Raw genomic sequence first — 15,351 nt, forward strand, 5'->3', positions numbered from 1 at the left:
CTTAGAAAGTTAAAAGCATACTCCTAGCGCCAAACTTTCGGGTGGCCGGAGGGCAGCGCCCTTCGGAATCCCCCTTTGCAAGGGGGACTTAGGGGGATGTCTAACAGCTGCATCCGTCCTTCTCTTCCCCGCCGAAATCCACCTGCGTCGGGTAATCATTATCGAAGCAGGACAGACACAGGCCGCCTTTATAATCCCCGCTGTTGTACCCGCCGATGGACTGAATCAGGCCTTCCGGGGAGAGAAACGCCAGGGAATCGGCATTGATCTCCTCGCACATTTCAGCAATCGTCTTGTAAGAGGCGATCAGCTCACGGCGGTCTGGTGTGTCGATGCCATAGAAGCACGGATTCTTGAACGGCGGTGAAGTGATCCGCACATGGACTTCGGTGGCTCCGGCTTCGCGAAGGAGATTGACAATCCGGCGCGAGGTTGTGCCTCGCACGATGGAATCGTCGATCATCACGACACGCTGGCCTTCAACGACGCGGCGCACCGCGCTCAGCTTCATCTTCACGCCCTGTTCTCGGAGTTCCTGGCTGGGCTGGATGAAGGTCCGTCCCGTGTATTTGTTCTTAATGAGGCCAAGCTCATAGGGAATACCTGTCTGCTCGGCATAGCCAATGGCCGCTGAGATACTGGAGTCTGGTACACCGGTTACGATGTCTGCATCCACGAACGCTTCGAGGGCCATCCGGCTGCCCATCCGCTTGCGGGCGGAGTGGAGGTTGGAGCCATTCAAATCGCTGTCGGGACGAGCGAAATAAATATATTCCATGGCACACAGTGCTTTGCGCTGCGGCTCAGCGAACCGGTCTTCCTTGAAACCATCCTGATCAAGTACCAGCAATTCGCCTGGTTCAATGTCGCGGACAAACTGGGCACCGATGACTTCCAGTGCGCAGGATTCTGAAGCGAAGACATAGGCCTCGCCTACACGTCCCATCACTAGCGGACGAAGACCGTGCGTGTCAGAGGCTACGATCAGTTTGTCGTTTGTCATGAGCAGGAAGGCGAATCCCCCTACAAGCTGCTTAAGTGCATCTTTGGTAGCTTCGACAAAATCCTTCTGCGACCGTGCAATCAGATGCGCCAGCACTTCCGTGTCACTTGTGGTCTGGAAAATCGATCCGCCCTGTTCCAGCTGCTTACGGATCAGCGGCTCATTGACGATATTCCCGTTGGTGGCGATCGCCAGATCGCCGTCACGGTATTTGAAGACCAGCGGCTGCGCATTGGTCAGCCGGCTGTCACCACTGGTGGAATAGCGTACATGGCCAATGGACATATTGCCGATCAACGAAGCGATTTTATCCTTATCGAACACTTCTTTGACCAGTCCCATACCGCGGTGATAGTTGAAGTCGCGTCCGTCTGCCACGCAGATGCCCGCGCTCTCTTCTCCCCGGTGCTGCAAGGCATGCAGGCCGTAATATGACATGGAGGAAGCCTCCGGGTGTCCGAAGACACCGAAGACACCACATTCTTCTTTTAGCGTGTCAAAAATATCTCCCGAGCCCGTTCCTTCGTTGTAAAAGTCGCCGGTCCACAGGATAGGAGTCTCCTGCTTGTTCCCGGTCTTTATTTCATAAGACATGGAATAGCATCCTCCCAAGTGGTTTTTAATGCTGATACCGCCTCATCCAGCACGGATGCGCCGTCGAGGGAGACGCGCAGTCTGTCGCCACCAACGGTTCCGATGATTTCTACCGGAACGCCATAGGCAGCTACTGCTGCTTTCAGCTCCTCTGCACGGCCAGGTGCCGATGTCAGGATAATACGGGACTGACTCTCGCTGAACAGTGCCACATCCGGACGCAGTCCGCCAGCAGACAGTTCCACATTCGCACCGACCGAGCCGCTGATGCAGCTCTCCGCCAGCGCTACTGCCAAACCGCCTTCCGAGAGGTCATGCGCCGAACGGACCAAACCGCTACGAATGGTGCCAAGTACAGCATCCAGCAGCTTCTGCTCTGTAGCCAGATCCAGCTCTGGCGGACGGCCTTCAGTCAAGCCATGTACCGCATATTGGAATTCACTGCCGCCCAGCTCTGCTTTGGTGACTCCGAGCAGGAGAATAGCATCGCCTTCCTGCTTGAAGGCCTGAGTCGTAATATGATCGGTATCTTCAACCAGACCAACCATACCCACAACTGGTGTCGGGTAGATGGCGCCGGATGCATTTTCGTTGTATAGACTGACATTTCCGCCGATAACCGGCGTATCCAGCACTCGGCAGGCTTCAGCCATACCCTCTACCGCCTGTTCCATCTGCCAGAAAATCTCCGGCTTTTCCGGACTGCCGAAGTTCAGGTTGTCCGTAATCGCCAGCGGCTTGGCCCCGGAACAAACAATGTTACGCGCCGCTTCACTTACCGCAATGCGTCCGCCCACTTCAGGGTCCAGATAAACATAACGACCGTTACAGTCCGTAGTCATAGCCAACCCTTTGCGTGTACCGTGGATGGTCACCACCGCCGCATCGGAGCCGGGACGAACCGCAGTGCTGGTTCGTACCATATAATCGTACTGGTTGTATACCCAGGCTTTGCTTGCTACAGTTGGTGAAGCCAATACGGTACGCAGGGCGCCGCCGAGATCAGTTACCTCATCATAGCGCAGCGTATCAACCAAGGCGTTCTCCTCATAGTACGCAGGAACTGCAGAAGGCTTGTTATAGATCGGACATTCATCTACAAGTGCTGTTACGGGCATATCGCCAACAACCTCACCGTGATGGAACAGCTTCAGGCGGCCATCATCCGTTACCTTGCCCACTTTGCGGCAAATGACACCCCAGCGGTCAAAAATCTCCTGGGCCTGAGCTTCATCCTTAGGCTCTACCACAAATAGCATCCGTTCTTGTGACTCGGAGAGCATCATTTCGTAAGGGGTCATGCCTTCTTCACGCTGTGGCACCTGGTCCAGATAGAGTTCAAGGCCATTGCCCGCTTTACTTGCCATTTCAGCACTGGAACAGGTCAGTCCGGCTGCACCCATATCCTGAATCCCTAGCACGATACCGCTGTCGATCAGCTCCAGGCAAGATTCCATGACCAGCTTTTCCATAAACGGATCGCCGACCTGCACTGCAGTCTTCTTGGCTTCCGATTCTTCGCTCAGCTCGACAGAGGCAAAGGTTGCTCCGTGAATCCCGTCGCGTCCGGTAGGCGGACCCACATAGAACACAGGATTACCTACACCTTTAGCGACACCGCGCTGGATTTTATCATGATCAATGAGTCCGACACACATGGCATTGACCAGCGGATTGCCGTCATAGCTGTTGTCGAACATAATTTCGCCGCCCACAGTAGGTATCCCGATACAGTTGCCGTAGCCTGCGATACCGGATACTACATGCTCGAACAAATATTTAACACGGTCGCTTTCAAGCTTCCCGAAACGCAGCGAATTCAGCAGCGCCACCGGTCTTGCACCCATGGAGAAAATATCGCGGATAATCCCGCCCACCCCGGTTGCCGCACCTTGATAAGGTTCAACTGCCGACGGATGGTTATGACTTTCGATTTTGAATACCACTGCCTGGTTGTCCCCGATGTCTACGATCCCGGCGCCTTCACCCGGTCCCATCAGCACGCGTGGTCCGCTTGTAGGAAAACGGCCCAGCAGCGGCTTAGAATTCTTGTATGCGCAGTGCTCAGACCACATTACGCTGAATACACCGATTTCCGTATAGTTTGGCTTGCGGCCCATGAAAGAAGTGATGAGCTCATATTCGCTGTCCGACACACCGAATTGACTGTAAATTTTCTGCTCCGCGATTTGCTCTGCGGTCGGCTCCTTAACGGATACTTGCTGCGTCATAACGATCCCTCCATGTCTTAAGAATGGATGTGAACATCCGTTTGCCGTCTTCTGAACCTAGCAGGCTGTTCGCCGCGCGTTCCGGGTGAGGCATCATGCCAACCACGTTGCCCTGCACATTGCAAATCCCCGCAATATGTTCCACAGAACCGTTAGGGTTATCGCTATATGTGAATACGATCTGATTGTTAGCTTTTAGTCCAGCCAAAGTCTCTTCATCACAGTAGTAATTGCCTTCACCATGCGCGATCGGAATAACGATTTCTTCATCCTTTGCATAGTCAATAGTAAATGGGGTAGTGTTATTAACCACCTTAAGCACCGAATCATGACAGCGGAACTTCATCGACATGTTGCGTCGGAGTGCCCCAGGCAGTAAGCCTGCTTCGGTCAAAATTTGGAACCCGTTGCAGATGCCCAGTACGTATTTGCCCTGTTCTACCGCTTTGGCCACTTCGGCCATTACCGGAGCAAACCGGGAAATCGCACCGCAGCGCAGATAATCACCATACGAAAAACCGCCAGGTACGATAATGCAGTCATAAGCCGACAGATCCGTCGCCGTATGCCACACATAATCCACAGGTTCACCAAGGCTGTCTTCTACTGCTTTGTAGCAGTCAATGTCACAATTGGAGCCCGGAAAGACAAGTACAGCAAATTTCATGACTTTTAGTCCTCCAATTCGTAGCGGTAATCCTCGATCACCGTGTTGGCCAGCAGTTTTTCGCACATTTCCTTAAGGCGTCCTTCCGCTTCAGCGCGGTTGTCTGTATCCAGGGTCAGTTCCATATACTTACCGATTCGCAAGCTCTCCACTTCCTGAAAACCTACGGAATGCAGCGCCCCTTGCACGGCTACACCTTGGGGATCGAGCACACTTTTCTTGATGGTGACATAGACTGTCGCTTTTAACATACGCTTGTAGTTCCTCCTAAAATTTAATGAGCCTGACGTGGCATGAACATAACTACTTGCAATCTATAAAGACTTGCCGGTGAGGCGATGATAAATATCCAGATAACGGCGTGTAGTTTCTTCCACAACTTCAATGGGCAGCGGGTCTGGCGTACTGTTCTTGTCCCAGGAGGATGCGGACAAATAGGTCCGGACCGGTTCCTTATCCATACTGTCGATCTCAATATCCAGTGCGTAGTTATCCTTGGCCCAGAAGCGCGAGGCATCCGGTGTAAAAATCTCATCGATCAAGATCACCTTGCCGTCCAGCAGACCGAATTCGAATTTGCAATCCGCGAGGATGATGCCGCGCTCTTCACAGTATTCTCTGGCAAAAGAGAACAGCTTCAGGCTCTTTTCCTTCAGCTCCAGGGCCAGCTCTTCACCAATCAGCTCCTGCATGGTCTCAAAAGGGATGTCCTCATCATGACCGACATCATTTTTGGCGGCAGGGGTGAAAATCGGCTGGGTCAGCACCGCATTTTTGCGCAAGTCTGCGGGGAGCTCAATTCCGTTGACCTTGCCGGTCTCCTGATATTGCCGCCATCCGCCGCCGGTGATGCAGCCGCGCACGACGCATTCAATGTCAATGCGCTCTGCTTTGCGGACGACCATGATACGGTTTCTGAGCGCCTCCCGGTCCTTCGCGATCTCTCCCAGCTGATCCACATCGATATGCACGACATGATTATCCATCAGTTCCTTGGTTAAGCCGAACCAGAAGGCACTGAGCCGGTTGAGCACATTGCCTTTCTCCGGCACCGCCGGTTCAAGTACATAGTCAAATGCGGATATCCGGTCTGTGACGACGACCAGCATTTCTTCCCCCAGATCGTATAACTCGCGGACCTTTCCTTTGTAGAGCAGCGGTGCATTTACGAGATCCACAGCCGTGGATACGGCAGGGTATGCCATGACCTTTCCTCCCTTGAACTAATGATCTTGCTTATATACTTGAGCTAAAAGAGCTGAGACGTTGCTTATTATCCGCTTCGCTGGTGAATTTGAACGAATCTGTTGGTTAATAGGTTCACTGCAGGAAATGTTTGGACTTCCGATCGCTGATATGGTCATATTTCTTTGATTTAACCGCAAGCTGCGGTAGAAATCTGACCATAAAGGCGAACGCTAGCGCTTCTCCTGTTCCAAAATTTCTCTCCACCACTAACTAACCTTTGAATTAAATCAGCTCCAGCTTGCGGAAGATGGTGTCCACATGCTTAAGGTGCCAGGAAGGATTAAAGGCATCCTCGATCTCTTCCGGGCTGAGCACGGCAGTGATCTCCGGAGTAGCTTCAACGATATCACGGAACTGGGTCTGCTCCTCCCAGGCCTGCATCGCACGCGGCTGTACGGTATCATAAGCCTGCTCACGGCTGAAGCCTTTGTCGATCAGCTTGGTCAGAATACGGCCGGAGAACGGTACGCCGAACGTACGGTTCATATTGCGCTTCATATTTTCCGGGAATACGGTCAGGTTTTTCACAATGTTGCCGAATCGGTTCAACATATAGTTCAGCAGCATAGTGGCATCCGGAAGGATGATCCGCTCCACGGAGCTGTGCGAAATATCGCGTTCATGCCACAGCGGCACGTTCTCGTAAGCAGTCATCATGTGGCCGCGAATGACACGCGATAAGCCGGAAATGTTCTCGCAGCCGATAGGATTGCGTTTGTGCGGCATCGCCGAGGAACCCTTTTGTCCTTTGGCAAAAGCTTCTTCCACCTCGCGGATTTCGCTCTTTTGCAGCGCACGGATTTCGGTTGCGAATTTGTCCAGAGACGTGGCGACGAGTGCTAGAGCAGCCATATATTCGGCGTGACGATCACGCTGCAGTGTTTGTGTAGAAATTGGCGCCGGGCTGGTTCCCAGCTTGCGGCAGACGAACTCTTCGACGAACGGGTCGATATTAGCGTAGGTACCGACAGCACCAGAGATTTTACCGAACTGCACTCCATTCGCCGCATGGCGGAATCGCTCCAGGTTACGCTTCATTTCCTCGTACCATAGCGCCATCTTGAGACCAAAAGTAGTAGGCTCGGCATGTACGCCATGCGTTCGTCCCATCATCGGGGTGTCCTTGTAAGCAATAGCTTTGTCTTTGAGAATTTCAATAAAATTAATAATGTCCTTCTCCAGAATCTCGTTAGCCTGGCGCAGCAGGTAGCCGAGGGCCGTATCAACAACGTCAGTAGAAGTAAGTCCGTAATGCACCCATTTACGCTCTGCACCCAGGCTCTCGGATACTGCACGGGTAAAAGCAATCACGTCATGACGCGTTTCCAGCTCAATTTCATTAATGCGGTCGATGTCGAATTTGGCATCCTTCCGCAGCTTTGCGGCATCTTCATGCGGGATCACTCCCAGCTCGGCCCACGCCTCGCAGGCGCATATCTCCACTTCCAGCCACGCGTTGAATTTATTTTCTTCGGTCCAAATGGCCCGCATCTCAGGTCTACTGTAACGTTCGATCATATCTGGTCAGTTCCTCCAAAGGTTAGTTTGCTCTACCCAGGACAGCCCGTCGCCGGTATCCTTGCAGAGCAGGTTGATATGGCCCATTTTCCGGCCGGTTTTGCTCTCGGTCTTGCCATATATATGAAGCTTGGGTGCTATTCCGAGCTGGTTTGCTTCCTCATTCACCGTGCTGAATGCCTGAATGGCCCCTTCCAGATGCTGGCCGAGCACGTTCACCATGACCACTGGGGTCAGCAGGGAGGTGTCGCCAAGCGGCAGATTACAGATGGCTCGCACATGCTGCTCAAACTGCGAGGTCACGCAGGCGTCCATCGTATAGTGCCCGGAATTATGCGGGCGCGGCGCCAGCTCATTTACGAACAGTTCACCATCTTCAGTCACAAACATTTCCACGGCCAGCAATCCAACCGCGTTCATCCCGGTAACAATCTGCTCCGCCAGCTCACAGGCCCGCCGCTGAATCTCCACAGGCACCCTTGCTGGCACGATGGACAAATGCAGAATGTTGTTCACGTGGATGTTCTCTGCCGGCGGGAAGCTCTTGACTTCACCGGAGGCGCTACGGGCGGCAACCACAGAAATTTCGCATTTGAAGGCGACAAATTTCTCCAGAACCAGCTCTGGTTCGGCCTCCCCTGCTGCCTTGCCTGGCGCTACCTGCCGGAAGGCGGTCTCCAGCTCTTCCGGCTGACGGATGACGGCTTGTCCCTTGCCGTCATACCCGCCTGTGGCTGTCTTCAGCACACAGGGTAAGCCCAGCTCAGCAGCCGCGGCTGTAAGCTCCGCCAGGCTGCCGACCTTGCGGTACGGGGCAACGCGCACGCCCGCTGCCTCGATGGCGGCTTTCTCGCGCAGCCGGTGCTGTGTTGTATACAGCAGCTCGCTGCCCTGCGGCACGTACGACTCAGCCGTCAACAGCGCGGCCACGCCCGCGTCAACGTTCTCGAATTCGTACGTGATGACGTCTGCGCGCTGTGCCAGCTGACGCGCCGCCTCCCGGTCATCGTACTCCGCCGTAATCTGCGGCGTTACCTGCCCGCAGGGCGCATCCGGCGCAGGGTCCAGCGCCACGAAACGGTAACCCATGGCGCTGCCGGCCAGCGCCATCATACGTCCAAGCTGTCCGCCGCCAAGCACGCCGATCGTTGCCCCCGGCAGCAGCGTACGGGGTAAGCCCGTGCCCGTAGCCTGCACGGCCATGTCTCCCGAAGCCGCAGCCACTGGATTAGGAATCTCCTTATCCTCTGCCTTCAGCTGTTCCCTGCTCCCTTGACCCGTTATGCCAGAGCCTTGCACCTTCAGCTCCTCTGGCCTCATAGGCTCTCGCTGCTTTCCAGCACTTCGCGCTCAATGGCATTGCGCCGCTGCTGTGCCCGGCTCTGCACCTCAGGATCGAACGCGCCGATGATCTGCGCCGCAAGCAGCCCCGCATTGATGGCGCCGGCACGGCCAATCGCTACTGTGGCCACTGGAATGCCACCCGGCATCTGCACGATAGAGAGCAGTGAATCCAGGCCGTTCAGCGCCTTGGACTGCACAGGAACACCGATAACAGGCAGCATCGTCTTCGCTGCCACCATACCAGGCAGATGTGCAGCACCGCCAGCCCCAGCGATGATCACCCGCAGGCCGCGGCCCGCCGCCTCTTCAGCGTAGCGGAACATTAGATCTGGTGTGCGGTGTGCTGAGATCACTTTTTTCTCATACGCTACACCCAGCTCCTCAAGCACAATACAAGCCTGCTCCATCGTTTCCCAATCTGATTTGCTGCCCATGATGACACCAACCTGCACAGACATGATTCAACCTACCTTCCACTCCCGATTTAGAGACTCTTGTTGCTATAAGTTTGTCCTGTTTCCATTCAGTTTTCCATAAATCCGAAAAAAAAAGCCCGGATTCCAGACGCATTTTGCTGCGGGTGGACCCAGACTACTGCAGGAATTAGGATTACCGCATCGGTATTATCGCTGCAGCGGCATCTAACAAAGACAAGCGTACAGCTCGCTGCCCCGGATCCGGGGCGGTGCTGACGGCCGTTCAAGTCATCCTATTCCCTCGTAGTCCGGCAATTTACGGTTACCGGGTAGAAACTTCCGGGCCCTATCCCCGGTTTTATACGAGCTCTTCATAGGTTCATCTTAACAATGGCCTACACTTCATGTCAACTTAAACACGAACATTGTCATATAAAGGAGTTAAATTGTTCGCTTTTGAGCACATTTTAATTCTCTTGCATGCAAGGTATCTAACTTCCTATAAGAAAAAAAGGGGAACGCATCGGCGCTCCTCCAGGCAAATATATTATTTAACTACCAGTACAGGAATCCGCGCGCTCTGAACCACATTGTGGCTCACACTGCCTAGAACGAATTCACGAATTCCGCCAAGCCCGCGGCTGCCGATTACAATTACATCCACATCATGCGTCTTAGCATAACTTAATATCACTTCAGCAGGAGAACCCTGCAGCAGCTCAACCGTTGCATTCAATCCTTCCGCCTCCAGGCGGCCCTTCACTTCATCGGTAGTCTGTTCCGCCAAATCATAATAATCCTTGTTCACCGAAGCTGGCAGAGGCGCGAGAGCTTCCCCGATGAAAAACCGCGGGAATTCGAAAGCGTGTACGACGTAAAGGGATGAGCCCGGAGTTACCTTAGCCAGTTCGATCGCGCGCTCCAGCGCCTGATTGGAAGCCTTGGAACCATCATAGGCAAGCAAAATTTTCGAGAATAACATGTACGCCACCTCTTCTTCTGTTTTATCTATCCCAAAAAGTAACCATATAGCAAGATATTCAGCAGCAGCAAGAGCGGAATTCCAATCCTGAAGGAAGTATGCCTGGTTTTGTGACGTTTACGGTACATGGCAATAAGAACACCCAGCGCTCCGCCCATGAATGCCAGCAGAAACAATGTTTTTTCCGGCACCCGGTCCCGCCTTTTACGGGCCCTGTTCTTGTCCTCGGACATGACCACATATCCTATAATATTAATGAGTGCGAACCATAGCAGTACAACCTGGACCATCCTTTCAAGCCCCTCCTCCACACATCCTATCTACTATATATTATATTACCCTTTTGGACAAAAAACCAATAACCCTTACATCAGCTGCCAAGTTTCTGCCCGTATCTTCGCTCCTGGCCACCAGCTCCGCCTGTTTCCCTGATCCACACCCAGGATAGCAAAGCAGCAAGTATTGCCGCGATCCCTCCCAGCCAAAATCCACCCTTCAATCCATACGCTGAACTCATCCATCCCGCCACAAAAGGCCCACCCGACATGCCGATCGCGTACACCGCCTGGTAGAACCCCATGGCCGTCGCCCGTTTGAACGGAGCCACCCCCGAGACTGATTTGCCCAGCAGTAATGGAAAAATCAATCCTTGCATAAACCCATTACCCACCTGGGTCGCACACAGGGCTGCAAGTGTCGGCATGGATGGAATCAGCAGAGTGAACACTGCACTTCCGGCAAAACCAAGCAACAGCGTCCCCCGGTCTCCCAGCAGCCTGCCGAACCAGCGGGAACCATATAACGTCGCAGCTGCATGGGGCAGCATGAATGCCAGCGTAAGCCAGCCCAGGCTTTCCTTGCTCGCTCCAATGGCGAGGGCCTGATTCGGAGTATATCCGAACATCGTAATGAACAGCACACAATGCGCCAGTACCGATAATAGTGAAACTTTAACCAGCAGCGGTTCCTTGATCACTTCTGCAAGATCTTTAATCTTGATTGTATTTTCGCGTTTGTCCTGCTGCTGTTCCGGTAACCGGAGCGCTAATATCAGTGCAGCTGCTGCGACCAGTCCCCCTATAATAAATGGAGCATTCCAGCCCCAGTGCTCTGTTATATATCCACTGATCATCATACTCGCCAGTTGGGCAATCACCGTGGTGAACTGCAGCATGCCCATGGCTTTTCCAGCTTGCTCCTTCGGAAAATATCCGGCAAACATTACCGAGTAGACAACCCAAGCCGATGCTGCAATTCCTGATACCGCACGTGCGGCCAAGGCCCAGCCAGGACTTGCACCTGCGAGGAACAGCAAACAGCTGGAGCCGCTGGCGATCAGTCCAAGGTAGATAAACGGCCTGCGACGGTTTAGAATATCTGAACCAATACCGATCGGCAACCGGAATAGAATCTGCATCAGCCCGTATACTCCAAGCACCGCTCCAACCATAATATAGGGAGCCCCCAAATGCTCCACATACGGCGAGAGCACCGGTACATAGATATAAGAAGAGAACCAGAACATAAATACAATTGTTAAAAAGAAAAAACGGCTGCCACCCCAGCTCGCCTGTATTTCAGCCGCTTGTTTTGCGTCCATTACCTCCTGTGTCGCTGCCACACCATATCACCTACTCTTTTCTATTTTCCCGAAAACACTATCTGTATCGCTTCGACTTCAAGTAAAACACATCTTGTAGGTATTGGACAGTCCAGAATTCCCTTGAGCTGACAATCAGGAACATCCCTTTTTCAACAGATAAGACCGATCCTATTTATCTCCACAAAAAAGACTGCCATATCCGGCAGCCTATTTTATATATATATGGAATAGTCCTTAACCAGCTGACGCTACACTTACATCTGTCCGATCTCGTATCCCGTATCCCTTATCTGCTGATCCCTTAATCTGCTTATCTCTTTATTTACCCTTCGCCTTGGCTTCCATAGCTGCTTTGAGCAGATCACCAAGGTTAGACCCCACACTTTCCGGTTTGCTGTACTGCTGTACCAGCTTCTGCTGCTCACGCTTGTTGATATGCTTGTGATCCATATCCATGGTCTCCGTTATTCCGCATCCGAGGCACTGGACATAGAGGCCAGCTTTGCCCTCTTTAAGCTCCATCTTCTTGTGGCATTGCGGGCAGCGGCGGTTAGACAGTTGTTTCTCTCCTGCTCGGGTATATCCACAGTCATCTGCCGGACAGACCAACAGCTTGCCTCGCTTGGTTTTCTTCTCCAGCATTCTTGTTCCACAATTCGGGCAGTGGCTGCTGGAGACGTTATGCGGCTTGTACTCCGCACCGCTGTTCTTCACACCAGACACCAATTCCTGAGCCATACTGCGGATCCCTTGCAAAAAAGGCTCCGGACGCCCCTGTCCGCGGGCGATCTTTTCCAGTTCCGCCTCCCAGCGTGCCGTCAGCTCTGGAGTACGCAGTTGTCCCGCCACGAGGCCGATGAGCTGCTTACCCTTCCCTGTTGGGTGAAGCAGATTGCCCTGCCGTTCAATCGTATCGGAGCTGACCAGCTTCTCGATAATATCGGCGCGGGTAGCCGGCGTTCCCAGTCCGTGCTTCTCCATCTGTGTCAGAAGCGAAGCTTCATTATAGCGTTTCGGCGGCTGCGTCCGGCCTGGCCGGATCACACAGCGCTGCACAGTAACGGCCTCTCCCTCACGCAGCTCCGGCAGCTTTACAGTACTCGGCGCCGGTTCGTCTGCGGCATTCTCTTCTTCGTCATCACTGCTCATATCTCCGCCGTAGACTTCACGCCAGCCTGCATCTTTTACCGTTGTTCCTTTAACACTGAAGCTCTCGCCTTCCACATTTACGGTTACAGTTACAGCATCATAACGTGCCGCTGGATAGAACAGACTGATGAAACGACGAACAATGAGATCATAGAGCTTGCGCTCCTCCACACTCAGCTGATTTAGAAGAACAGTCTGCTCTGTAGGAATAATCGCATGGTGATCGCTCACCTTGCTGTCATCCACAATCCGTTTAGTGATGGGCAACGGCTTGCGCAGCAAAGGTCTTGCTAATGTTGCATAAGGACCAACAGCTATGCTATCCAGCCTCTCTTTGAGCGTACCCGTCATATCGGATGTTAAATAACGGCTGTCTGTTCGCGGATAGGTCACCAGCTTGTGCTGTTCATATAACTTCTGCAGTACACTGGAGGTTTGTTTGGCCGAGAAGCCAAACTTACGGTTCGCATCACGCTGCAGCTCTGTAAGATCATAGGCCAACGGGTGCGGTTCACTTCTCTCACTCTTTTGCACCTTGGTAATCCGTCCGCTACGCCCGGTAAGCTTCTCTTTTAGCACCGCCGTTTTGTCCCGGTCAAAAATACGTCCATCCCCGCCCTGTGCCCTCCAGCCTGCCTGGAAGCTTCCAAAATCAGCCGTCAACTGATCATACTCTTGAGAACGGAAGCCTGTTATCTCATTTTCCCGGTCCATAATCATGCCCAGTGTTGGTGTCTGTACCCGCCCGGCAGAGAGCGGCGCGCCAAACTTGCAGGTCAGTGCCCGCGTCACATTCAGCCCGATCATCCAATCAGCCTCGGCACGGCAGCGGGCTGATTCATATAGCCGGTCAAAATCCCGGCCCGGACGGAGTGAAGCAAACCCTTCCTTAATGGCCTTATCCGTCTGCGAAGAGATCCAAAGCCGCCGGAACGGCTTCCTCCAGCCTGCCATATTCATGATCCAGCGCGCCAGCAGCTCGCCTTCACGTGCAGCATCTGTAGCCACAATCAGTTCCTCAATGTCCTGTCTTTTCATCAGCTGCTGCACTGCCTTATACTGCTGGTTTGTCTCCCGTAACACCTTAAGCTTCGCCTTCTCCGGCAGAATCGGCAAATCCTCCAATGCCCAGCTGGCATATTTATTGTTATAGTCCTCCGGCTCCGCTAGGCCCACCAAATGCCCCAAAGCCCAAGTAACCACATATTTCGGTCCTTCAATATAACTCTTCTGTTTGTTACCACAGCCCATCACCCGTGCAATCTCACGGGCAACTGACGGCTTCTCCGCAAGTACCAATACTTTCATAATTCTCTCCCTTCCCTGTCAAAACCCTATTATACCATTTTCCCAAAGTCCGCAAATAACGTCAGACAACTTAATAGACAACTCCTGTTATTAATAAATCATTGAAATAAATCATTTTTAACTATAAGGAGGATTCTTTTACTTAAATATTTATACCAACTGAGCTGCTATTATTTAATAAAGGCCGTATCTGCATGCAGAACACGGCCTTCCCAATTCTTTAGAATCCTAGACAAGCGGTAAAAAACACTTTATCACCTGCTATACCCTGTATATATATACCATCATCAGTTACAACAGAGCGCTGTACCTGAAGTTCATCGCCTAACCTCGCTTCCTGTACATAAGTTACCCGGAAACGCTTCAGCTCTCTGGATCCCCATTCGGCTATAGACAGGGCATCACTACAGATCTCACCATACCTGGCGTTGTTCAAATGTAAATTACTGTCCAGACCACTGAACCGTACTTTGTATGCATAAGCTTCATGAAGACTTAGAGTTTCTGAAATGGTTACTTTCTCTGGCATACTTCCTACCGAATCCCCATCATAATGGATCACGGGCACTGATATAGCAGTTGGCCGTAAAATTCTCCTTTTTTCGATATCCACCAACGCCCATATGGAACGCGCCACAGCTACCTCTATATGATCCTGATCATAAACCCGGTAATCACGCTGCCATAATGCTCCTTTGGTTCCTTTACTCCACGTTCGCACTGTTAATTGATCATTTATCCGTGGCATCCGGCGAATCTCAAGATCTAGCGTAATCAGCATCCAACCCATTCCAGCATCCTGCATATGAGTCAGGCTGAAACCCAGCGCATTTACAGCAGCATCAGCGGTGCGTTGCAATATTTCTAAAAGAAAAGAGAGTTTTGCCTGTGAACGGTAATCCGTGTCGTTTGCCTGTACAGCAAATTGCTCTGTCCACAGGGATGTTGTTGATTTATCCACTATTTTATCTCCTTTACAATGCAAGAACATTAACATTTTATTAGTTGAACCATCATATCCACAATTATTCTACACTATCCACACAAAATGGGGAGTACTTCGATTCCAATTAATTAATAATCTTTTTGTCCACATGTGGATAAGTTTCTCCGAAATTCTTCTTAGGTCTTGTAATATCCACAAACCTGGGTTTATCAACAAATTTCACATATATTAAAAAACAAAAAAGCCACTGTTGATTGCTCAACAATGGCTTTCAGTGCTTGGCGGCGTCCTACTCTCCCAGGACCCTTCGGTCCAAGTACCATCGGCGCTGGAGGGCTTAAC

At 52.2% G+C, this 15,351-nt stretch carries 13 protein-coding genes and 1 riboswitch; all 13 genes read right to left on the reverse strand.

What is annotated here, in order from left to right; all coding sequences use genetic code 11:
• Nucleotides 1-100: 100 nt before the first annotated feature.
• The 13 genes from purF to ACAN54_RS27565 all read right to left on the reverse strand — a co-directional run bounded on the left by purF (nt 101) and on the right by ACAN54_RS27565 (nt 15,024).
• A complete protein-coding gene (purF, locus tag ACAN54_RS27505; protein ID WP_379163315.1) occupies nt 101-1,597 on the reverse strand; it encodes an amidophosphoribosyltransferase in 1,497 nt (498 codons plus the stop codon).
• Entirely contained in the window at nt 1,582-3,828 is a 2,247-nt protein-coding gene (purL, locus tag ACAN54_RS27510) for a phosphoribosylformylglycinamidine synthase subunit PurL (protein ID WP_379163318.1), read from the reverse strand. Before purL ends, purF begins: the two co-directional genes overlap by 16 nt.
• Nucleotides 3,806-4,495 (reverse strand): phosphoribosylformylglycinamidine synthase subunit PurQ, encoded by a 690-nt coding sequence (gene purQ / locus ACAN54_RS27515; RefSeq protein WP_379163321.1) that lies wholly within the window; start codon nt 4,493-4,495, stop codon nt 3,806-3,808. Before purQ ends, purL begins: the two co-directional genes overlap by 23 nt.
• A gap of 5 nt (nt 4,496-4,500) precedes the next feature.
• The gene (gene purS / locus ACAN54_RS27520; RefSeq protein ID WP_019913657.1) at nt 4,501-4,746 is read right to left on the reverse strand and encodes a phosphoribosylformylglycinamidine synthase subunit PurS; all 246 of its coding nucleotides are present in this window, start codon (nt 4,744-4,746) and stop codon (nt 4,501-4,503) included.
• 63 nt (nt 4,747-4,809) lie between these two features.
• Nucleotides 4,810-5,700, reverse strand: a complete 891-nt coding sequence (locus tag ACAN54_RS27525; protein WP_379163324.1) for a phosphoribosylaminoimidazolesuccinocarboxamide synthase — start codon at nt 5,698-5,700, stop codon at nt 4,810-4,812.
• Nucleotides 5,701-5,965: 265 nt separating this feature from the next.
• Nucleotides 5,966-7,261, reverse strand: a complete 1,296-nt coding sequence (purB, locus tag ACAN54_RS27530) for an adenylosuccinate lyase (protein ID WP_379163327.1) — start codon at nt 7,259-7,261, stop codon at nt 5,966-5,968.
• A gap of 6 nt (nt 7,262-7,267) precedes the next feature.
• Complete coding sequence (gene purK / locus ACAN54_RS27535; protein ID WP_379163348.1) at nt 7,268-8,464, reverse strand: 5-(carboxyamino)imidazole ribonucleotide synthase; 1,197 nt, start codon at nt 8,462-8,464, stop codon at nt 7,268-7,270.
• 113 nt (nt 8,465-8,577) lie between these two features.
• Entirely contained in the window at nt 8,578-9,063 is a 486-nt protein-coding gene (purE, locus tag ACAN54_RS27540) for a 5-(carboxyamino)imidazole ribonucleotide mutase (RefSeq protein ID WP_379163330.1), read from the reverse strand.
• A gap of 242 nt (nt 9,064-9,305) precedes the next feature.
• A riboswitch (purine riboswitch) is annotated at nt 9,306-9,407 on the reverse strand.
• 161 nt (nt 9,408-9,568) lie between these two features.
• Nucleotides 9,569-10,003 (reverse strand): universal stress protein, encoded by a 435-nt coding sequence (locus tag ACAN54_RS27545; RefSeq protein WP_379163333.1) that lies wholly within the window; start codon nt 10,001-10,003, stop codon nt 9,569-9,571.
• Between the two features lie 26 nt (nt 10,004-10,029).
• Nucleotides 10,030-10,293 carry a DUF1294 domain-containing protein gene (locus tag ACAN54_RS27550; protein ID WP_074102819.1) on the reverse strand — a complete coding sequence of 88 codons (264 nt, stop codon included), beginning with the start codon at nt 10,291-10,293 and terminating at the stop codon, nt 10,030-10,032.
• 80 nt (nt 10,294-10,373) lie between these two features.
• Nucleotides 10,374-11,603 carry an MFS transporter gene (locus ACAN54_RS27555; protein WP_379163337.1) on the reverse strand — a complete coding sequence of 410 codons (1,230 nt, stop codon included), beginning with the start codon at nt 11,601-11,603 and terminating at the stop codon, nt 10,374-10,376.
• Nucleotides 11,604-11,924: 321 nt separating this feature from the next.
• Entirely contained in the window at nt 11,925-14,063 is a 2,139-nt protein-coding gene (locus ACAN54_RS27560; RefSeq protein ID WP_379163340.1) for a DNA topoisomerase III, read from the reverse strand.
• Between the two features lie 220 nt (nt 14,064-14,283).
• The gene (locus ACAN54_RS27565; RefSeq protein WP_379163343.1) at nt 14,284-15,024 is read right to left on the reverse strand and encodes an acyl-[acyl-carrier-protein] thioesterase; all 741 of its coding nucleotides are present in this window, start codon (nt 15,022-15,024) and stop codon (nt 14,284-14,286) included.
• Between the last annotated feature and the right edge of the window lie 327 nt (nt 15,025-15,351).

This window comes from Paenibacillus diazotrophicus, from assembly GCF_042610465.1.

Coding starts and splice junctions, on each gene's coding strand:
- purF (WP_379163315.1), bottom strand. CDS start 1,597: ATGTCTTATGAAATAAAGACCGGGAACAAGCAGGAGACTCCTATCCTG.
- purL (WP_379163318.1), bottom strand. CDS start 3,828: ATGACGCAGCAAGTATCCGTTAAGGAGCCGACCGCAGAGCAAATCGCG.
- purQ (WP_379163321.1), bottom strand. CDS start 4,495: ATGAAATTTGCTGTACTTGTCTTTCCGGGCTCCAATTGTGACATTGAC.
- purS (WP_019913657.1), bottom strand. CDS start 4,746: ATGTTAAAAGCGACAGTCTATGTCACCATCAAGAAAAGTGTGCTCGAT.
- ACAN54_RS27525 (WP_379163324.1), bottom strand. CDS start 5,700: ATGGCATACCCTGCCGTATCCACGGCTGTGGATCTCGTAAATGCACCG.
- purB (WP_379163327.1), bottom strand. CDS start 7,261: ATGATCGAACGTTACAGTAGACCTGAGATGCGGGCCATTTGGACCGAA.
- purK (WP_379163348.1), bottom strand. CDS start 8,464: ATGGCCGTGCAGGCTACGGGCACGGGCTTACCCCGTACGCTGCTGCCG.
- purE (WP_379163330.1), bottom strand. CDS start 9,063: ATGTCTGTGCAGGTTGGTGTCATCATGGGCAGCAAATCAGATTGGGAA.
- ACAN54_RS27545 (WP_379163333.1), bottom strand. CDS start 10,003: ATGTTATTCTCGAAAATTTTGCTTGCCTATGATGGTTCCAAGGCTTCC.
- ACAN54_RS27550 (WP_074102819.1), bottom strand. CDS start 10,293: ATGGTCCAGGTTGTACTGCTATGGTTCGCACTCATTAATATTATAGGA.
- ACAN54_RS27555 (WP_379163337.1), bottom strand. CDS start 11,603: ATGGACGCAAAACAAGCGGCTGAAATACAGGCGAGCTGGGGTGGCAGC.
- ACAN54_RS27560 (WP_379163340.1), bottom strand. CDS start 14,063: ATGAAAGTATTGGTACTTGCGGAGAAGCCGTCAGTTGCCCGTGAGATT.